Here is a 21,746-nt window from a genome sequence, read left to right as displayed (position 1 = left end):
AAATCCTCCTACTGAGCCTGAATGCGTAATTCAGCACTTGAACGACTGATGTGACCAAGCAAGTTTTTCACATCACTGGTTTTTGGCTTAATAAGCTTGAAGCGTTTCAGCGTTGCGGCGAAATCAGTAAGCAACGACAACGAGTGCTCGCTTCCTGTTTCTTCGTAATGCTGATTAATTAAGCCGCGTAAGTGCTCAGCAAGAATTGCTTTATCTTCAATTGGCATTACATCGACCAGTTCGGCATTTACACGGTTATCAAGGTCGTCGCCATCATCCATAAGGTACGCAAAACCACCTGTCATACCGGCACCGAAGTTAACGCCAACCGGACCAAGTACAGCCACGATACCGCCTGTCATATATTCACAGCCGTTATCACCAATGCCTTCAACTACTGCGATAGCACCAGAGTTACGTACGCCAAAGCGCTCGCCAGCACGACCAGCTGCAAACAGCTTACCGCCTGTTGCACCGTAAAGGCAGGTGTTACCCATAATGGCGCTGTCGTGGGCGTCATAAGAGATATTGCGAGGTGGGTGAATAACAAGCTTACCGCCGGTCATTCCTTTACCTACGTAATCGTTGGCATCACCTTCAAGGTGCATATGCAGGCCGCCAGCGTTCCACACACCGAAGCTCTGACCCGCTGTACCGGTAAGCTCAACTTTGATAGGTGTATCTTCAAAGTCGTGGTTACCGTGGTGTTTTGCTATTTCACCTGATAGCAACGCGCCGACAGAACGATCTGTATTGCGGATTGGGTATTTAAGGGTAATAGATTTACCGTCAACAACCGCTTGCTGGCCGTCTTTAAGCATCTGCGCGTTCAATTCACCTTTATCGATAGGTGCGTTGGTCGTTTGTGAGCAGAATAAACGCGTATGGTCGCCTGCTTTAGGCTGCGCTAGCAACGGAGACAAATCTAAACGGTTTTGCTTAGCGGTAATGCCATCTAAAACTTTAAGTAGCTCTGTGCGACCAACAAGGTCGTCGAACTTAGCAACACCCATAGAGGCCATAATTTCACGTACTTCCTGAGCAATAAACTTGAAGTAGTTCATCACCATGTCAGGTAAGCCAATGAAGTGGTCGTCACGCAGTTTTTGATCCTGCGTTGCAACACCGGTCGCACAGTTGTTCAAGTGGCAAATACGTAGATATTTACAGCCTAAAGCCACCATTGGACCTGTACCAAAACCAAAGCTCTCAGCGCCTAAAATACCGGCTTTTACTACGTCTAAGCCTGTTTTCAAGCCACCGTCGGTTTGAACGCGTACTTTGTGACGTAAGCCGTTTTCAATAAGCGCTTGCTGAGTTTCAGATAAACCAAGCTCGAACGGACTACCCGCATACTTAACTGATGTTAGCGGGCTTGCACCTGTACCGCCGTCGTAACCTGAAACGGTGATAAGGTCGGCATAGGCTTTCGCTACACCCGTTGCAATGGTGCCAACACCCGGCTCAGATACTAGCTTAACGGATATAAGTGCCGTTGGATTAACCTGTTTCAAATCGAAAATTAGCTGTGCCAAATCTTCAATTGAATAAATATCGTGGTGTGGAGGTGGTGAAATAAGGGTTACACCCGGCACAGAGAAACGTAGCTGTGCGATGTATTTATTTACCTTATCGCCTGGAAGCTGACCACCTTCACCCGGTTTTGCACCCTGCGCCACTTTAATTTGAATAACGTTTGCGTTAACCAAATAGTGAGGCGTTACACCAAAGCGACCTGAAGCCACCTGCTTAATTTTAGAGTTCTTTTCAGTTCCAAAGCGAGAAGGGTGTTCGCCACCTTCCCCAGAGTTAGACTGACCGCCCAGGCGGTTCATGGCAATCGCTAGCGCTTCATGCGCTTCAGGGCTTAGTGCACCAATTGACATTGCCGCAGTATCAAAGCGTGGGAATAAGTTTTCCGGTGCTTCTACTTCACTAATATCAATAGGGTCGCAATCAGGGTTTAACGCTAGCAAGTCGCGAATGTGCGCAGGCGCACGCTCGTTAACAAGTTTCGCATATTGCTGATAGTCGTCGTAGTCACCAGACACCACAGCCTTTTGAAGCGTACTGACTACGTCTGGGTTATAGGCGTGATATTCGCCACCGTGCACGTATTTAAGCAAGCCGCCGTGATCGACAGACTTACGCTTAAGCCATGCAATGCGGTTTAGGTTGATAAGATCTTGATGGAAATCATCGAAGCCCGCACCTTGTATGCGTGAGGTCACACCATTAAAGCATAACTTCATCACTTCGTTGTTAACGCCCACCGCTTCAAACAACTTAGAGCTACGGTAGCTAGCAACGGTGCTAATACCCATCTTAGACATAATCTTATACAAGCCTTTGTTGATACCCTTACGGTAGTTCAACGTGGCCTGCATAGGAGAAATATCCAGCTCACCTTTTTCGCAAAGCTGCTCAATGGTTTCGTATGCTAGGAACGGATAAACCGCAGTAGCACCTAAACCAATCAACACGGCAAAGTGATGCGGGTCGCGGGCACTTGCTGTCTCAACAACAACGTTCGCGTCACAGCGCAATGACTTTTCAACGAGACGGCGCTGTACCGCACCTACCGCCATTGCTGCTGGGATAACCAAACGGTTTTGCTTAATGTTTCTGTCAGACAGAATAACGAATGCTGCACGCTTGTTCTTAACCAGCATTTCTACTTCGTTACACACGCGTTCAATGGCTTTCTTCAAGCCTTCTTGCGGTGCGTATTGAAGCTCTACAACCTCTGAATAGTAGTTGTCAGGGTTAAATTCACGCAGTTGCTTAAGATCGGTATACATTAATATAGGTGAGTCGAACAATACGCGGTCAGCGTAACCTGAGGTTTCGCTAAATACGTTTTGCTCGCGGCCAATACAGGTTGCCAACGACATAACGTGGTTTTCACGTAGCGGGTCGATAGGCGGGTTAGTAACCTGTGCGAATTGCTGACGGAAATAGTCGTAAACCGTACGCTGACGAGATGACATAACCGCCATTGGCGTGTCATCACCCATTGAACCAACGGCTTCTTGACCGTCTTTCGCGAGTACTTTTACAACTTGTTGAATTTCTTCATAGCTGTAGGCGTGTAGCTTGTGGTACACCGCCATGGCATCGTCGTCAAACACGCGTTTACCAATTAATGACGCGTCAAGCTTTTCAATTGGCGTTAATCGGCGAATGTGTTTTTCTAGCCACTCTTTATATGGATGACGCGCTTTTAAGTCGTCATCAATTTCAGTAGAGCGCCAAATTTTGCCTGTGTATGTGTCTACAGCAAGCATTTCACCTGGGCCTACGCGGCCTTTTTCAATTACGTCAGCTTGCTCGTAATCCCAGATACCTACTTCTGAGGCTAGGGTAATGAAACCGTTCTTAGTGATGACGTAACGTGCAGGACGTAGACCATTTCTATCAAGGTTACAGGCTACGTGGCGACCGTTAGTTAAAACGATACCCGCTGGGCCGTCCCATGGTTCCATGTGCATAGAGTTGAACTCGTAAAATGCACGAAGATCATCGTCCATGGTTTTGTTATTTTGATAGGCTGGTGGAACAAGCAACCGCATAGCACGGAATAAATCCATACCGCCGGCTAAGAATAGCTCCAGCATGTTATCCAGCGATGATGAGTCTGATCCTTCAGTATTAACAAAAGGTGCTGCATCTTTAAGATCTGGAATAAGTGGCGTTGCAAATTTAGCTGCACGTGCCATGGCCCAGTCGCGGTTTCCTTTAATGGTGTTAATTTCACCGTTGTGCGCGAGGAAACGGAAAGGCTGAGCAAGCGGCCAGCGTGGTAGTGTATTTGTTGAGAAGCGCTGGTGGAAAACGCAAATTGCACTTTGCATACGCTCATCGGCAAGATCGTGATAAAAGGCGGGTAAATCTTTTGGCATTACCAAGCCTTTGTAGATAGTTACCAAGCCTGACAAACAAGCTACGTAAAAATCGGGATCTTTTTCAAGGCGTTTTTCAGCGCGGCGGCGGATCATGTACAAACGACGTTCAAGGTCGCGTTTTCTCCAACCTGCTGGCGCGTTCACAAATACCTGTTCAATTTGCGGAACACCCGTTAGCGCTAATTCACCCAGCACTGAGTGGTCGACAGGCACTTCGCGCCAACCCACTACTGAAAGTGTTTCTTTTTCTAGTTCTTCATTAAGTACTTCACGCGCGGCTTGCGCAAGTACCGGGTCCTGACTTAAGAAAATCATGCCCACGCCGTATTTTTTGCTGAGTTTCCAGCCATTTTCTTCGGCGATTGCATGGAAGAACGCATCCGGTTTCTGTAGTAATAAACCACAGCCGTCACCGGTTTTCCCGTCAGCGGCAATACCGCCACGATGCTGCATACGGTCTAAACCGTGAATAGCAGTCGTTACCAATTCATGACTGGCTTCCCCGTGAGTGTGCGCTATTAAGCCAAACCCACAGTTGTCCCGGGAATCATTGGGATTATATAAACTCATCTCTTAACTCCTTCAACCTTTTGACTGGGCAAGGTATGCGTTGCGTGTAGATGCGCCTAGGTTTGCGTATCACAACATTATTAGACGTCTTTTAGGCCTGCGAGCGTTATTGCTAGCGGCGTGCGCCTTTCTTGTCGTTATTTATTATTAGAGGATTCCAGTCGTTTCCGCATTTTTATGCATTATTGCGATGCGGGCCGTACAAAATACCCACATTGAAAAATAAAATCAAACGCTAAAAGTATAAGCTTTATAGTGAATTAGTATAAATATAATTAAATTCTTTTTTATCAAGCACATAAGTAACTTATGTCAGAATTGTAACAAAAATGTTATCAACTAATAAAACGAGATACTTAACGTTCACTAAATGATATTGGTTCTCATTTAACTTTTTATTGTGAATAATTATGCGTTTAGCGCGTGGTTTTATGTTGTCAACGGGTGTTTTGTTTGTATTTTTATTAACTTGTAAAGGTATGGTTCCACTTACATTAGTACTTTGCTATATTGGTTAAAAATTATTCGCGTGTAAGGTTAGAGTTGATAGCTTTAACACTTGCTACGGCATTCGTGTAATTTTCACGGAGTGCATAGGTGACAGCAAGAGAATAAAAATTCACTGAAAGCATATGCTATCAAGCCAATGAGGGCTATTGAATGAAAGCACTACACGCAATATCCAATTATGCCTTTGATATAAACAACCATTTATTGACGGGTGAAAACGTAAGTTTTAAGTCGTCCCCCAACACTTCTGGGTATTTTCAAGACGGCCGCCCCGACACCATCGTTATACATTTCACAGCAGGGAGTAGTCTTGCTTCTTCTGTGAATGTGCTAACTAATCCAGATAATAATGTGTCGGCTCATTTTGTTGTGGGTCGAAATGGCAACATTGTTCAAATATTGCCGACCAATAAAATAGCGTGGCATGCTGGAGACAGTCACTACGAAGGTCGCAGTGGGTTAAATCAATATTCTATTGGTATTGAACTAGACAATGCTGGCCAGCTAAAAGCAAGAGGAAACGGCGCGTATGAAAGCTGGTTTGGTGAGAGCTATAGTGAGTATGAAGTATTAACAGCGCAACACAATAATCAGCAGACCATCGGTTACTGGCACAAGTATACCGACGTACAACTTGCAAATACGCTTTCTCTTTGCAAAACATTGTGCAGGCATTACAACATTTCTACTATTGTTGGGCACGATGAAATCGCGCCGTCACGAAAGGTTGATCCCGGGCCCGCTTTTCCCATTCAAAAATTTAAGGCTATTGTTTTACAAGGTAATAGCGAAAAATGGGCCAATGAAAAAAATGAGTCGAATTCACAACGAGAAGCCCACGATCAATTACAGCGTGATCTTGGCAGTGCAGTAAAGCGGGTGGCTAATGTAAGTGCTAATTCACTGAATGTGAGAAGAGGTCCCGATCTTTCATACCCAACGATCGAAAATGGATTGCACAAGGGCGAGGTATTAAAAATACTAGAAAAGCAGGGAGAATGGGCGAAAGTGTCTTACACAAAAGTAGGGTGGGTGAATACTCGCTACCTAAATGAAATTACTGAAAAGTCACCTTTCAAATCTTGAAGTCGAGCAGGAAGGTAGGTTTCTGCTTTGACAAACCGCATTCCCGAAAAGGGGAAAGCCTGATAGGATACAGACAAAATAAGTTTAGATTAGACGTACATGCATTCAGATTCACCAAACGATTCTTGGGCAATCCGCTTTGCTCAATTTGTTCAGCGTTTTGGCACTCTAAAGCTCAGCATCTTATTTGTTGTTCTTTCGCTTGTGTTCACGCTAGGCGGTTCTTACGTGATACGCGTAAGTATGGGAAGTCAAGTTCAACCCGATGATTTCATAAGTGCCGTCATTCTTACCATGCTGTCTGCGCCATGGGTTCTCTACTTTTTCAGTGAACTGATTAAGCAGCTAGAGAATTCGCGTACTAATCTTAAAGAAGTCGTTAGTCAGCTAGAAAGTTTACGTGAAGAAGACGTTTTTCTTAACCGAGAATTACAGAGCAATATTCGCCAGCTAAATCATGAAATAGAACAGCGTAAGCAGGCTCAAGAAGAGCGTGAAGCGCTATTTAAAGATTTAGAAAAAGAAATTCAGGATAAATCCGAACAAGAGGCCCAAGCGCGACGTCTGTCCACACTCTTACGCTCCATTATCGATGCCTCGCCAGACTTAATCTACTATCGCAATGAAGAAGGTCGATTTGCGGGCTGCAACCGCATTGCCGAGTTGATGACGGGTAAAACTGAGCAAGAGCTGCTTGGTTTAACGCCAAAAGATGTATATGAAGAAGAGTTGGCACGGCAAATAGTAGCGAGTGATCACGAAGTACTAGAAACCAATGCAAGTATTACGGAAGAACTGTGGCTTCGCTTTGCTGACGGCCGACGTCGCTACTTTGAAATGAAGCGCGTACCTTTCTTCGATAAAGAAGGCAACCGCTTGGGGCTACTATCATTCGGTCGCGACATGACTGAGCGTAAACAGGCTGAAAATGCTGCGGCGAAAGCTAGCACAGATAAAACGCGCTTTATCGCGACCATCAGCCATGAGCTTCGTACACCATTGAACGGTATTGTTGGCTTAAGTCGCATGCTGCGTGATACCGAGTTAAGCGACGAGCAATTTAGCTGGGTTAGTACAATCTACGCAAGTGCCATTACGCTAGGTAATATCTTTAACGACATTATTGACCTAGATAAATTAGATAGAGACAAACTTGAGTTAAGTCTTAAAACTATATCGTTGAAAGATTTTACCGAGGAACTCAGTAGTATTATTCGCCTGTTGGCCGCTGACAAACAGCTAGAGCTTAAAACAACAATCAACGAGCCACTTCCCCGTCTTGTTGAAATAGATGGCACGCGCCTTCGTCAAATTTTGTGGAATATATTGTTTAATGCAGTGAAATTTACGCAAAAAGGCCACGTAAGCTTATCTGTTTCATCAACGAAACCTGATGGTGATAAAGCTTACGTTACCTTTATTATCGAAGACACCGGTGTGGGTATTCCAGAAAGCGAAATTGAAAAGATTTTTGCTATGTATTATCAGGTCGATCACCCTGACCACCAATCGGCCACAGGTACCGGTATTGGATTGGCTATTTGTAAGCAAATGGTCGACTTGATGAAAGGTGAAATTCACGTTTCAAGTAAAGTGGGTAAAGGCACCCGTTTTGAAATAGTGTTGCCAGTTCAAATCTCTAATAGCCCAATGAAAGTGGCGCAGCTTCAAGTGACAGGGCTTAATATCTTGTTAGTAGAAGATATTGAATTAAACGTTATGGTAGCTAAGGCCTTGCTTGAAAAGCTTGGTCAAAAAGTCGATGTGGCTATGACCGGGCAAGAAGCTATAGATAAAGTCAGGGAAAACCAGTACGACCTTATCTTGCTCGACATTCAGCTGCCTGATATGACAGGATTCGATGTAGCAAGCACGATTATTGAGGAAGATTTGGTCATGCAAACGCCTATTGTCGCGCTAACGGCAAACGTCATTAAAAAGCGCGATGAGTATTTAGAAAACGGTATGGACGATGTGATTGCAAAGCCAATCAAGAAGTCTCGGGTTATTGAAGTGTTTAATGAGTTGTTCCATGCACCGCCCGCGCCGCTGGAAATTGACGGTGAAGTAGAGCGCCCTGAACCGAATAAAACATTAAGTAACATTTTAGATATGGACTTGTTGCAGATGTTAGTGGATACCATAGGGGACGAAATGGTGCGTGCTAGCGTAAAAGTGTTCCAAGAAAAAATGCCGGAATACATGGAAATACTGCAGCTAAGCTTAAGTGCCGACGAAAAATCGGAAGTTTGCTCACAGGCTCACAAAATAAAAGGCGCCGCAGGCTCTGTAGGCTTGGCTCGTGTACAGCGAATTGCTAACCAAATTCAGCAGGGCGACCACCCTACATGGTGGGAGAACGTGCATGATTGGGTAGAAGAACTGCAAATGGCTGTTCAACACGACATGAAGGCACTACACGATTGGTTAAATGAACAGCAGGTTGACGACTAGTTGACGCGGTGCGTCCTTTAATAGGTAGTGCGAAAAAGAGGGCTTGCCCTCTTTTTTGTTATCAAGACAGCGGTAGGCTAGACGTTAAGAACAGCGTTGCTATTCAGCTAAATGGCTCTCAAAGAGGTGGTGGGCTGTTTACATCTATTTAGTGGTAAAAGGAATTAATGTGATGAGAACAAGCGCACAACAAGAGATCGTATTTTCGAACAATCAACTCAGCGTGGATGAAATCCCCTCACTTCAAACACTCGCGTTACTGCCTATTTCTAAGAAGTACCGAGCACTCAATATTTTCTCAATTGGATTGATAGCCTTAGTGCTAATAGGTATTGCCTCCGCGGTTAGATTCCAAAGCTTTTGGTCAATCCCAGAAGGATTACTACAAGCTTATCCATATGTTATTACAGGTATCGTCGCTTTAGGCAGCATGTGGGCGTCGTATCACTTCTTTGCTGATGTACGCATATTTTATGCGATTCGAGAGCAAGATATTAGCAAACAGTCAGGGTTAATTTTCAGAAAACACTCGTGCCAACCTATTTTGCGTGTTCAGCACGTCGAAGTTAATCGTGGTCCTTTGGACAGATGGGCGGGCCTTGCTTCACTTCAGGTATTTTCTGCTGGTGGAGAAATGCATACTTTTGAAATACCTGGGTTAAGCATTGAAAGAGCTGAGCAGCTACGTGAGTTTATACTTGCTCATAAAGACGTTGGTGCGCGCTAATGACGGTATCAGAAACGCCCTCAAGCGAAGCTCCTGAACACAATCTATCAAAACAGCAAAAAACAGATGCTGCTGTGAGAGAACCGACGCTTAAAGTAGAAACGGGTGACGCGTGGCAGCGTCTCTCTCTTATTTCTATTTTGTACTTTACTATTCGTAATTTTTCCGCCTCGGCACAAGTGCTTATCTACACCATTCCCGCGCTAGCCATATCGTTTAATATTTGGGATAACCTGCTGTCCCCTGAAGTGCTAATCGGTGCCGGGATCCTTTTCTTATCTACCAGTAGTAGCGGCGTAGTAAGCTTTTTAATGTACAAGTTTCGCGTGCACAACCAACACGTTGAGATTCACCATGGTGTGTTTCAGCGCCGCTATACCAACTTGCCTTTGTGGCGCATTCAAAACGTAAAAATAGAGCGTCCTTTTTATTATCGCCCGTTTGGATATGCTTTAGTGGTGCTTGATACCGCAGGAAGCGGTAAAGAAGAAGCGAAAATAGTGGCGGTGCCAGAAGACTATGCTGAAGCGCTGAAAAAGCAGGTGTTGTATGAAAAAGCGCATTACGAAGTGGGTGAGAGCAATGAGCTATCTGGTTCTGATTTCTCTGACGGTGAATCGACCGATGAAATGAGTCCGTCTTTGCGAACACAAAGCATGGGACAAAGAGCGACAGCTAACCCCAATGTAAGTGAAGAGATGTTAAATCGACGCTCTGTAAAAGACATTATTATTCATGGTATTACCAATAATCGCGTGTGGATCATTTTGGGAGCTGCCGCGCCTTTTTATGACGACGTATTTGGCGTTGTGTCAGAGTGGTTAGCCGACAAGGGCTTACAGCTAAATCAGCTGGTTGGTGAACAGACGGTTGCTTGGTGGCAATTTGGACTTTATGCATTTGTCATTCTCATGATGCTTATGGCGTTAGTGGCGCTACTTAGCGTAGGCGGCGCTCTTTTCACGTTCTATGGCTATACGCTTTCACGATCGGGAGACAGATATATCCGTCGCAGCGGCTTGCTCAATAAGCTGGAAGTAAGCATGCGTGCTTCACGCATCCAAATGATTACGGCGAAGCAAGACTGGCTGGATAAAATATTAAAGCGAGTCAATTTGTATTTTGAGCAAAACTCTACGGCTGTGCAGCAAATGCAAGAACTCATGTCGCCAAACAAGCTTATTGTGCCATCAGTAACTGAAGACGAAGCCTTTGAACTCAGTCAAGAAGTGATGCCTGGCTGTGATTTGCGTGGACAGCATTATCAAACTATAAGTCGGCGCTTCATTCGGTTTTGGCTGCTAGCAGCTTGGACTACTCCACTTCTCGGCATTTTCGTTGTTGGCGCAGTAACATCTCATTTAGACATTATGATTGGAGCAGTCTCAACTTTTATCATAGTGGCCCTTTTACTAACACTTAGATGGTGGCGGTGGGGAATAGCCTACGATAACAAGTACGTTTACATAAGACGGGGACGAGTAGGCGTAGACTATCAGTGCTTCGAGCCCTACAAAGCGCAGCAAGTTATTGTTAAGCAGAGCGTGTTTATGAGGCGAAAAAAACTGGCTACAATTAAATTTGTACTGGCCTCGGGGGCGGTGACTGTGCCGTTTCTACCAGAAGACTACGCTAACAAACTAGCAGATAGTGTGTTATTTGAGGTGGAGTCAACCAGAAAGTCTTGGATGTAATGTAAGGCACTTCTATAACGCTATTTTTTTGTTCACTACTTTTATTCGCTGTTTTTTATGCAAATAGCGCGAGTTTGTGTAAAGGTAGGTATCAAGTTACACAACCCTACGTTTATATGGATATTCTAGATTACAGTGTCATCGCGTTTTACCTCATTGCGTTACTCGCCATCGGCTTTAGCTTGCGCGGACAGCAGTCGAAGAAAGATTACTTTCTAGCAGGTAGAAGCTTAGGTTGGAAACCGCTGTTATTATCAGTTATGGCGACGCAGCTTTCTGCGGTCAGTTTCATTTCCGCTCCCGCATTTGTCGGCTTTCGTGAGGGAGGAGGCTTGATTTGGCTCTCTTATGAACTTGCGGTGCCTTTAGCCATGTTGTTACTTGCTACCCTTGTATTACCAACCCTGTACCGAAGTGGTGTAGTGAGTATATACGACTACCTTGAACGTCGTTTCTCTATCTCTACCCGTATTTGTATCAGTGTTGTATTCCAATTTAGCAGAGCCTTTGCTACCGGCATAATGGTTTACGCGCTATCCATTATATTGCAAGGAACCATGCAGATTTCATCCACGCAGGCAATCTTACTCATTGGTGTTATTACCATTTTGTATTCCTTGCAGGGCGGCATGAGGGCCGTTGTATACGGTGACGCTGTTCAAATGGTGATTATTGTAATGGGCACTGCAATTTGTATTGCGTTTGGTCTTAACGCATTGGGCGGTTGGGAATCCTTTCTACAATTACTTCCTAGCGAACGAGTTTCTACCCTTAATTTCTCCTCTCTAGGTTTTGACGGAGACGGCTTCGGCTTTTTACCTATGGTATTAGGAGGCGTTATCCTTTATGCCTCTTACTATGGGTGCGATCAATCTGAAGCGCAACGAGCACTGTCAGCTAGTTCAGAAAGCGATCTAAAAAAGATAATGCTAGCCAACGGCATTTTCAGGTTTCCAATAACACTTCTATATTGTTTAGCGGGCTTGGTGATAGGCACGTTAGCGTTCAACGACGCTAACTTGCTATCTCAAATTCCTAAAGATAATCCAGACTGGCTTATGCCGGTATTTATTCTTAACTATTTACCTCATGGGCTTATCGGCTTGCTTGTGGTCGCTATTCTTGCTGCAGCTATGTCATCACTGAGTTCTGCTATCAACTCCCTTGCAGCTGTTTCACTGGAAGATTATTTCAAGTTGAAGGGAAAACAAGCCAAATCTGAACGCTATCTTCGCAACGCGAAATTAGCGGGGCTGATATGGGGTGTGATTATTTTGCTGCTTTCACTCAATGCTGGCGATATAGCGCCTACCGTAATAGAAGCGGTGAACAAAGTGGGCTCTGTCTTTTTTGGCCCTGTCTTGGCTGTGTTTCTACTTGGCATACTTACGAAGAAGGTAAATGCCACACAGGTCAATATCGGCCTAATGTGTGGTGTGCTGACTAATTTGTCGTTCGCATTTTTTGTCGAGGACGTGTTTTGGTTTTGGTGGAATGTAACGGGATTCACTGGCACAGTAGTGCCAGCTATCATTATCTCTACCTTGTCGCCTAGTGATAAGGGCAACGTGTGTTCGGTTGCAGATTCGAATGAAGGCAATTTACTTATTGATAAGTCAATTGCCACTGTGTTGGTAGGCTACTTCGTCGTGCTGGTTTTTATTAGCTATATGTTACCAACTTGGCTTCTGTAGAGGCGGCATATCAAGCGTGAGCAGTTTTAGTGACTGAATCTCGTAGAATAATCTGATCTTTACCTGCGTGCTTCGCTTCGTACAAGCGCGCGTCGGCCACTTCTAATTGCGACTCCAAACATTTGTGCTCTTCAGCACATACTCCGATGCTGCACGTAATGTTGAATTTGTGGTTGGTAAAAATAGTAGAGCGCACTGCATCCATAAACGCTGAAAGCGCAGATAGATACACTTTAGGTGGCCTTACCGATACCACGGTAAACTCTTCGCCACCGTAGCGAACAATAAGGTCGTCTGGGAAGTAATCTTTAAGCAGCGCCGCGAACTCTTGCAATAACATGTCACCCGTTTTATGGCCGTAGGTATCGTTTACACTCTTGAAGTTGTCAGCATCGATCATAGACACAATGACATTCTTTCTCGACGTTTTATTGGCAAATAACTCTTCTGCTTTTTCGTGTAGAAAGCGTCGGTTGTAAACCTTTGTTAGCGCATCTAAATTGGCGGAGTCACGAATGGTTTGAATCATTTCTTGGGATTCAAGGTTTTGCATTACTCGGCAGTAAAATTCTTCGTGATAAAACGGCTTAGATAAAAAGTCATTAGCGCCACTTTTAATAAATTTAGACGTGAGCACGCTGTCGCCGGTGGCTGAAAGCCCAATAAAGACTAAATCTTGCATTCGTCTTTCGTGGCGAATGGTTTTAACAAGTTCATAGCCATCCATATTGGGCATTCTATGGTCCGCGATCACCATTTTGATATCGCGATGGTTTTCAAGCACCTCAAGCGCTTCAAGACCGTCGTTGGCCTCATGCACCTGAAACTGAAATTTACGGAGTAATGAACAAATATGGTTGCGGCTCGTTTTTGAATCCTCTACAACAAGTACTTTAGTAGTGAGGTTTTTCCGTAGGCGATCAACTAATTTAGACACTTGAAGGTATGAGTAACGAGATTCTTTTGTAATGTAGTCCAACACGCCTTGATCCAATAACTGAGCCCTAGTGAATTCGTCAAAATTCCCAGTAAGTACGATTGTTGGGACGTTATATGAAAGTGCAAGTTCCACACTTTCACCATTAGGGGCGTCGGGAAGATTCAAGTCGACGATAGCTGCCAAGTATTCGGTATCGCTCTCAAGCGCACTTCGGGCTTCAGCGAGGTCTTCACAAAGATCACAGGTAAAGTGAGGGTTATCCTCAATGAGTTTGTTTACTATCTTTCGGACAGTTAAGCTGTCTTCTACTACAAGAACTTTATACATGTGATTTACTCAAGGCATTTGACTTATGATAATAACCAATAAAATATAAAAAAGCCCTCAATGAGAGGGCGTTTCATACTTATGTCTAAATAAGGTTTTTCTAATGTTTTATTGTTTAGACAGGCGCTACTAACTTTGCTCGACGGGCACGCGCACTGCACCTTCCATCAAAATTCGTGCACTGCGGCTCATCACAGCTTGCTTAATTTGCCATTTGTTATCTTCAAACGTCGCTTTTGCACCTACTCTTAACGTCCCTGATGGATGCCCGAAGGTAACAGAGTCTCTGTCACTTCCACCAGCTGCAATATTGACCAGTGTGCCTGGTATAGCCGCAGCGGCTGCGATAGCTACCGCTGCCGTGCCCATCATTGCATGGTGAAGTTTACCCATTGATAATGCGCGAACCAATACATCGATGTCTGAGCCTAAAATATCTTTGCCGCTTGACGCTTTATAACCTCTAGGAGGTGCAACAAACGCAACCTTTGGGGTGTGCTGTCTGCTTGCGGCTTCGCCTACATCTTTAATCAGGCCCATTTGAACAGCGCCGTGTGCACGAATGGCTTCGAATTTAGAGAGGACTTCTGCATCGCTGTTAATGTCGTCTTGCAGCTCAGTGCCTGTGTAGCCAAGATCTTCGGCATTGATAAAAATAGTCGGAATACCCGCATTTATCATGGTCGCCTGAAGAGATCCTACGCCAGGGACTTCCAGCATGTCGACTAATCGTCCCGTGGGGAATATAGCCCCTTCACCGTCTGCTGGGTCAACAAACGCAACTTCTACTTCCGCTGCAGGAAAGGTAACCCCGTCTAGCTCAAAATCACCGGTTTCCTGTACTTCGCCATTAGTGATGGGCACCTTGGCAATAATGGCTTTATTGATATTGGCTTGCCAAATATTGACAATCGCAATGCCGTTTTCGGGTATTTTATCCTTGTCGACAAGGCCATTGGTTATCGCAAATGCGCCTACCGCTGCGGTTAGGTTTCCGCAGTTACCGCTCCAGTCGACAAATGGCTTGTCTATGGCAACTTGCCCAAACAGATAGTCGACGTCATAACTCTCTCTTTCACTTCTGCTCAAGATAACAGTTTTGCTGGTGCTTGACGTCGCACCGCCCATACCGTCTGTTTGTTTACCGTACGGATCTGGGCTGCCAATTACGCGAAGAAGCAGGGCATCACGTGCCGGCCCCGGCTTCTGCGCAGCCTTTGGCAAATCAGTTAAATTAAAAAACACACCTTTACTGGTACCGCCACGCATATAGGTAGCCGGTACTCGAAGTTGTGGCGCATACTTTGTCATGCTTTTTCCTTTTTGGGGAGGAGAGGAGGTTGGTTACGATTTGAAACACGCTGTGAACACGTCCGTGTGCGCTCCCCAGCCGCATCCTTGCGGCTGGAGGGTTTCAAATCGTAACCAACCTCCTTCCAAAAAATAGTAAACCCTGTCAACAGAAGTTAGCTTGTTAAGGGAAAACAGAGTTGGGTGCGGGACCCTCAATTCGCATGGATGCGAATTGGGAGCCTACATGGATGTATTCACGGCGTGTCCTGCTACCGGCTCAGTTCTTCCCAGCTGAATCAGCTAGCTTCAGCTTCCAAGAAGTCTTTGGCGAAGCGTTGTAATACGCCGCCTGCGCTGTAAATCGAGACTTCTTCTGCTGTATCTAAGCGACAGGTTACCGGCACGTCTAGTTGCTCGCCGTTTTGACGGTTCACTACCAGTGTTAGCGTTGCACCTGGTGACGGTTCGCCGCTTACGTCGTAAGTTTCTGTGCCATCTAGCTCTAGTGTTTTACGTGTAGTGCCCGGTTTAAACTCGAGGGGTAATACGCCCATACCAATAAGGTTAGTACGGTGAATACGCTCGAAACCTTCAGCTACAATCACTTCAACACCCGCAAGACGCACACCTTTGGCTGCCCAGTCTCGCGAAGATCCCTGACCGTAGTCTGCGCCTGCAACAATGATCAGCGGCTGTCTGCGGTTCATGTAGGTTTCAATAGCTTCCCACATGCGCATCACTTTGCCCTCTGGCTCTACGCGCGCTAGTGAACCTTGCTTCACTTCACCATTTTCAAGCACCATCTCGTTGAACACTTTCGGGTTCGCAAGGGTAGCGCGCTGTGCGGTTAAGTGGTCACCACGGTGCGTGGCGTACGAATTAAAGTCTTCTTCCGGTAAGCCCATTTTATGAAGGTATTCACCTGCCGCGCTGCTGGCTAAAATAGCGTTTGAAGGAGACAAGTGATCGGTAGTGATGTTGTCACCTAAAATAGCCAGCGGACGCAACCCTTTCATGGTGCGTTCTGCATCCATTGCTCCTTCCCAGTAGGGCGGGCGGCGAATGTAAGTGCTCATTTCACGCCAGTCATAAAGCGGGTTAATGTCTTTGCCATAGTCAACGCTTAGGTCGAACATTGGTTCGTATACTTTTCTAAAGTGCTCTGGCTTCACCGACTTCGCAACAATAGCATCAATTTCTTCGTCGCTTGGCCAAATGTCTTTAAGGGTTACCGGGTTGCCGTCTTTGTCGGTACCTAATACATCCCTTTCAATATCAAAACGAATCGTACCGGCGATGGCGTAAGCTACAACCAGCGGTGGCGATGCCAAGAATGCTTGTTTTGCATAAGGGTGAATACGGCCGTCGAAGTTACGGTTACCCGACAACACTGCTGTTGAGTAAAGGTCGCGGTCGATGATCTCTTGCTGAATCTTAGGGTCTAGCGCGCCGCTCATACCGTTACAGGTAGTACACGCAAATGCCACAACGCCAAAGCCTAAATCTTCCAACTCGCTCATTAAGTTGGCTTCTTCAAGGTACAGCTTAACGGCTTTAGAGCCCGGTGCTAACGAGCTTTTCACCCACGGCTTACGGGTTAAACCACGCTGGTTAGCATTGCGCGCAAGCAGGCCTGCTGCAATAACATTGCGCGGGTTTGACGTATTAGTACAGCTTGTGATTGCCGCGATAATGACCGCGCCATCAGGCATTTTGCCTTCTTCTTCCTCCCACTTCGCTGCAATTCCTCTGCTTTCTAAGTCGCTAGTAGGTAAACGTGCGTGAGGGTTAGACGGGCCAGCCATATTACGGCCAACCGCAGAAAGGTCGAACGTTAGCACGCGTTCGTATTCGGCAGTGTCTAAATCATCTGCCCATAAACCAGTATGCTTAGCATATTGCTCTACCAATGCGATTTGTTTTTCTTCACGCCCTGTAAGGCGCAAGTAATCGATGGTTTGCTGGTCAATATAGAACATAGCTGCAGTGGCGCCGTATTCTGGTGTCATGTTTGAAATGGTAGCGCGGTCGCCCAGCGTCAGGTGCGATGCACCTTCACCGTAGAATTCAAGATACGCAGATACCACGCGCTCTTTACGCAAGAATTCAGTTAACGCTAACACGATATCGGTTGCGGTAATGCCTGGCTGTGGTTTGCCGGTAAGTTCAACACCTACAATGTCAGGCAAACGCATGTAAGACGCACGGCCTAGCATAACGCTTTCGGCTTCAAGACCGCCAACGCCAACGGCAATTACACCAAGCGCATCAACATGCGGGGTATGGCTGTCGGTACCTACTAGTGTGTCAGGGAAGGCCACGCCGTCGCGAGCTTGAATAACCGGCGACATACGCTCCAAGTTAATTTGGTGCATGATGCCGTTACCCGGCGGTATAACATCAACGTTTTTAAACGCCGTTTTCGTCCAGTTGATAAAGTGGAAACGGTCATCGTTACGTCTGTCTTCAATTGCACGGTTTTTTTCAAACGCATCTTTTTCAAAGCCTGCGTGCTCTACAGCTAATGAGTGATCCACAATCAGCTGCGTAGGAACAACGGGATTAACCTTCGCCGGATCGCCGCCTTTTGCTGCAATAGCATCGCGAAGTCCCGCTAAGTCGACAAGTGCAGTTTGACCCAAAATGTCATGACACACTACGCGAGCAGGAAACCACGGAAAGTCTAAGTCACGCTTGCGATAAATCAGCTGCTTTAGTGAGTCGGTGAGCATCTCAGGCGCGCATTTGCGCACTAAGTTTTCAGCCAGTACACGCGAAGTATAAGGTAGCTTGGCATAGGCGCCTGGTTCAATAGCATCTACCGCTTCACGAGTATCGAAAAAATCGATACCCGCGTTTGGAAGCGGTTTACGGTAATCAATATTCATAAAACCCCAACCTTAATCTTAAGCGCGTTCGCTAATAGCAGGCACTGGGCGCAGTTCTTCGCCTGTGTATTCTGCTGATGGACGAATAATACGGTTGTCAGCGCGCTGTTCCATAACGTGTGCCGCCCAACCAGTTAGGCGTGACATTACAAAGATTGGCGTAAATAGTGGCGTAGGAATACCCATAAAGTTATACGCAGAGGCATGGAAGAAATCAGCGTTACAGAAAAGCTTCTTCTCGCGCCACATCACTTCTTCACAACGAACAGACACAGGATAAAGCACGTTGTCGCCTACATCGGCAGCTAGTTTCTCAGACCATTGCTTAATAATTTCATTACGCGGATCTGACTCAGAATAAATCGCGTGACCAAAGCCCATGATTTTCTCTTTACGCTCAAGCATGCCCATCATTTTTTCTTCAGCATCATCGGCAGACGTAAAGCCTTCAATCATTTCCATAGCGGCTTCGTTAGCGCCACCGTGAAGTGGGCCGCGAAGTGAACCGATAGCACCCGTTACGCAAGAATGCATATCAGATAGGGTTGATGCGCAAACACGTGCAGTAAAAGTAGATGCGTTGAATTCATGCTCTGCATAAAGAATTAGCGAAACATGCATTACTTGCTCGTGCAGTTCACGTGGCTTTTCGCCGTGAAGCATGTGAAGGAAGTGACCACCAATTGAATCGTCATCGGTTTCAACGTCTACGCGCACGCCATCGTGCGAGAAGCGGTACCAGTAACAAATGATGCTAGGGAAACACGCTAACATACGATCGGTTACGTCTTGCTGCTCATCGAAGCTGGTTTCCATTTCAAGGTTACCTAGCATTGAACAGCCCGTGCGAAGTACATCCATTGGGTGGGCATTTTTGGGAATGCGCTCTAGCACTTCTTTGAGTGCTGTTGGAAGACCGCGCATACCGCGAAGCTTAGCTTTATAAGCGTCAAGTTCAGACTGGTTAGGTAGCTTGCCCTTAAGGATAAGGTACGCTACTTCTTCAAATTGACAGTTTTGCGCTAAGTCTTTTACGTCGTAACCACGATACGTTAAACCAGAACCTGATTTACCTACGGTTGATAATGCTGTTTTACCTGCAACTTGGCCGCGTAAACCCGCGCCACTTAACTGTTTAGCCATCTTGTTGTCTCCGGTCTTGTGTAATTTGTAAGGTACTTTTAATTGATAACAATGAGTAATTTGAACGCTTGAAGTTGGCGGGCACATTGGCTGCAGGGACAAAGCACAGTCCCCTGCCACGCCGTGAACCCATCCATGGGGGCTCCGTCTCGGCATCCATGCCCCAAAGGGGCAGGGAACTGTACTTCACCCCTACATCTTCGTGCCCGCTAACTTCAAGCTGAATTTATCTGTTTACTAATTTTTGCCTTCGGCGAATAGGGCATCTAGCTTTTGTTCGTACTCGTGGTAGCCAAGATAATCGTACAGTTCCATGCGTGTCTGCATACTGTCGACAACGGCTTTTTGGTCGCCGTTTTCAAGTATAGATTTGTACACCATTTCTGCTGCTTTATTCATCGCACGGAATGCACTTAGTGGGTAAAGCACCATGTCGGCCCCCCATTCACCAAGCTCTTCTTTGTTCCATAGTTCGGTTTTGCCGAACTCAGTGATATTGGCAAGGATCGGAACGTCTAGCGCTTCAGCAAATGCACGGTAATGTTCTTCGGTTTGCACTGCTTCGGCGAATATGCCGTCAGCACCCGCTGCAACATAGGCTTTTGCACGTTCAATGGCTTTGTCTAAACCTTCTTGTGCGAACGCGTCGGTGCGCGCCATAATGAAAAAGTCTGGGTCAGTTCTGGCGTCAACTGCAGCTTTTATGCGGTCTACCATTTCTTCTTTGCTAACAATTTCTTTATTAGGACGGTGACCACAGCGCTTTTGTGCAACCTGGTCTTCCATATGAACTGCCGCCGCGCCTGCTTTTTCCATATCGCGAATGGTTTTGGCAATGTTAAATGCTCCGCCCCAACCTGTGTCGATGTCTACCATAAGCGGAAGATCGCATGCGCTGGTAATGCGCTGAACGTCTGCAATCACATCGTTAAGCGATGTCATGCCTAAATCGGGTAGGCCGTAAGATGCATTCGCTACGCCGCCACCTGATAGATAAATAGCTTGGTGCCCAATAGCCTTTGCCATCATGGCAGTATATGCGTTAATGGTGCCGACAATTTGTAGCGGTTTGTTGTTCTCTAATGCGGTTCTGAATTTCTTTCCTGCACTCATGATAATCACTCGCTTATTTGAAAGTAGGGTAGAGGTGAATTAGGTATGAAGAAGACTGAGTGGTGTTAACCATGATTAAGCTTCTTCTCAATATTATTTTTTGAATAAAGAATATGGCGACGCATTAGCATTTCAGCTAGTTCCTCGTCGCGATTGGCAATAGCGTTAACGATGTGTCTGTGTTCATCAAACGCAGTGCTTACGCGAGGGCCAGCCATACCGAGTTGTACGCGATACATACGAACAAGGTGGTAAAGCCCGTCTACAAGTACGCTGATGAGATGATCGTTTTTACTGCCGGTTACAATTCTGTAGTGAAAGTCTACATCGCCGGCTTCTTGATAATAGCTTTGACCGTCTTTTACTTTGTCGAAGTGGCTATCAAGCAACGACTGCATGTCGGCAATTTCTTCATCGCTCATGTAGCGTGCGGCCAAACGGGCGGCCATACCCTCTAGCGCTTCGCGTACTTGGTATAGCTGAATAAGGCCTTCGGGTGACAATGCAACCACGCGGGCACCTACGTTAGCTTTACGTTCCACCAAGTGACAAGTAGCGAGACGATTGATGGCTTCACGAATAACGGCGCGACTGACTTCATACTTTGTCGACAATTCCATTTCACTAAGCTTACTGCCTGCTGGAATGATGCCCTCAACAATGTCCTTTCTTAATTGAAAGAAGGTGCGGTCGGCATTGGTGATGGCTTGTTCGCTTTTTACTAACACTTTACATCGTCTTTAATTAACTAATGTCGACAATATATGTATTTTAAAGGGTTTTTTCAACCTTTATGAGCCTAAATTGTCGACAACAAGCGTAAACTGTTGGTCTTATAGAGGTGTCTAAAAATATTGCTTAAACAGGTGTAGTAAGCTTGGGTTCTATCCGAAAATAAACGACAAACTAGTTGTCGAAACTCGCTTTCTCACGTTATCAATGAGGGGGCATGAAAGTTTGGGTAGTGTATTGATTCGAATTATGTATCGTAACCTGCGTCACAACAAAAATATCTATAGTGAGTAAGTTGATTAAAGTTTGTCCGTTTGGTCTAGGCATTGATTGCTCATCTCAAACGGGCTTTATCAGGACATTAGTTTATTTATTTTTCTGATATTTAAGCTTTTTTGTGAACTTTTAAGAAGTTGTAATCTTGCTGCTTAACCTAACCAATTAGTCTAATTTTAAAGTTTTATTTTAGTAAAAGTGTAATATTTTACTTTGCAAGATCACAATCTAACGGTAACATATCGTTCCAGTCTTCAAGCCTAAATTCTTATACTGAGTTTTAGGGGACTGGAAAAGTATTCACTACTTTTAAAGCAGAGTTTTATTGAAAGTAAGTTTGTAATGTTTTATTGCGACTTACTTTTTTAATGCCTGTAATCCAGTATTAGCACAA

At 45.5% G+C, this 21,746-nt stretch carries 12 protein-coding genes; 5 read left to right on the top strand and 7 right to left on the bottom strand.

Annotated features, from left to right (window positions below):
* Window positions 1-8: 8 nt before the first annotated feature.
* The gene (gene gltB, locus ACXAGV_RS02545; protein ID WP_474871602.1) at window positions 9-4,475 is read right to left on the bottom strand and encodes a glutamate synthase large subunit; all 4,467 of its coding nucleotides are present in this window, start codon (window positions 4,473-4,475) and stop codon (window positions 9-11) included.
* Between the two features lie 660 nt (window positions 4,476-5,135).
* Here gltB and ACXAGV_RS02540 point away from each other — a divergent pair.
* The 5 genes from ACXAGV_RS02540 (at window position 5,136) to ACXAGV_RS02520 (ending at window position 12,640) form a co-directional block, all read left to right on the top strand.
* Window positions 5,136-6,071, top strand: coding sequence for an N-acetylmuramoyl-L-alanine amidase (locus ACXAGV_RS02540; protein WP_474871600.1), 936 nt, complete (start codon window positions 5,136-5,138; stop codon window positions 6,069-6,071).
* 99 nt (window positions 6,072-6,170) lie between these two features.
* Window positions 6,171-8,525 carry an aerobic respiration two-component sensor histidine kinase ArcB gene (gene arcB, locus ACXAGV_RS02535; protein ID WP_474871598.1) on the top strand — a complete coding sequence of 785 codons (2,355 nt, stop codon included), beginning with the start codon at window positions 6,171-6,173 and terminating at the stop codon, window positions 8,523-8,525.
* A gap of 172 nt (window positions 8,526-8,697) precedes the next feature.
* Entirely contained in the window at window positions 8,698-9,252 is a 555-nt protein-coding gene (locus ACXAGV_RS02530; RefSeq protein ID WP_474871899.1) for a PH domain-containing protein, read from the top strand.
* Window positions 9,252-10,946 carry a PH domain-containing protein gene (locus tag ACXAGV_RS02525; RefSeq protein ID WP_474871597.1) on the top strand — a complete coding sequence of 565 codons (1,695 nt, stop codon included), beginning with the start codon at window positions 9,252-9,254 and terminating at the stop codon, window positions 10,944-10,946. Before ACXAGV_RS02530 ends, ACXAGV_RS02525 begins: the two co-directional genes overlap by 1 nt.
* Before the next feature lie 116 nt (window positions 10,947-11,062).
* Window positions 11,063-12,640, top strand: a complete 1,578-nt coding sequence (locus ACXAGV_RS02520; protein ID WP_474871596.1) for a sodium:solute symporter family transporter — start codon at window positions 11,063-11,065, stop codon at window positions 12,638-12,640.
* Between the two features lie 10 nt (window positions 12,641-12,650).
* Here ACXAGV_RS02520 and ACXAGV_RS02515 read toward each other — a convergent pair whose 3' ends face one another.
* The 6 genes from ACXAGV_RS02515 to ACXAGV_RS02490 form a co-directional block, all read right to left on the bottom strand.
* Window positions 12,651-13,907 carry a response regulator gene (locus ACXAGV_RS02515; RefSeq protein ID WP_474871594.1) on the bottom strand — a complete coding sequence of 419 codons (1,257 nt, stop codon included), beginning with the start codon at window positions 13,905-13,907 and terminating at the stop codon, window positions 12,651-12,653.
* Window positions 13,908-14,036: 129 nt separating this feature from the next.
* Window positions 14,037-15,218, bottom strand: coding sequence for a 2-methylaconitate cis-trans isomerase PrpF (gene prpF / locus ACXAGV_RS02510; protein ID WP_474871592.1), 1,182 nt, complete (start codon window positions 15,216-15,218; stop codon window positions 14,037-14,039).
* 278 nt (window positions 15,219-15,496) lie between these two features.
* Complete coding sequence (gene acnD, locus ACXAGV_RS02505; RefSeq protein WP_474871590.1) at window positions 15,497-18,088, bottom strand: Fe/S-dependent 2-methylisocitrate dehydratase AcnD; 2,592 nt, start codon at window positions 18,086-18,088, stop codon at window positions 15,497-15,499.
* A gap of 18 nt (window positions 18,089-18,106) precedes the next feature.
* Window positions 18,107-19,231, bottom strand: coding sequence for a bifunctional 2-methylcitrate synthase/citrate synthase (prpC, locus tag ACXAGV_RS02500; protein ID WP_474871588.1), 1,125 nt, complete (start codon window positions 19,229-19,231; stop codon window positions 18,107-18,109).
* 237 nt (window positions 19,232-19,468) lie between these two features.
* Window positions 19,469-20,344, bottom strand: a complete 876-nt coding sequence (gene prpB, locus ACXAGV_RS02495) for a methylisocitrate lyase (protein WP_474871586.1) — start codon at window positions 20,342-20,344, stop codon at window positions 19,469-19,471.
* A gap of 65 nt (window positions 20,345-20,409) precedes the next feature.
* The gene (locus ACXAGV_RS02490) at window positions 20,410-21,072 is read right to left on the bottom strand and encodes a GntR family transcriptional regulator (protein WP_474871585.1); all 663 of its coding nucleotides are present in this window, start codon (window positions 21,070-21,072) and stop codon (window positions 20,410-20,412) included.
* Window positions 21,073-21,746: the final 674 nt, after the last annotated feature.

Source organism: Alteromonas sp. ABH4_453 (assembly GCF_056160665.1).
This window is presented reverse-complemented; position numbering and strand designations above follow the sequence as displayed.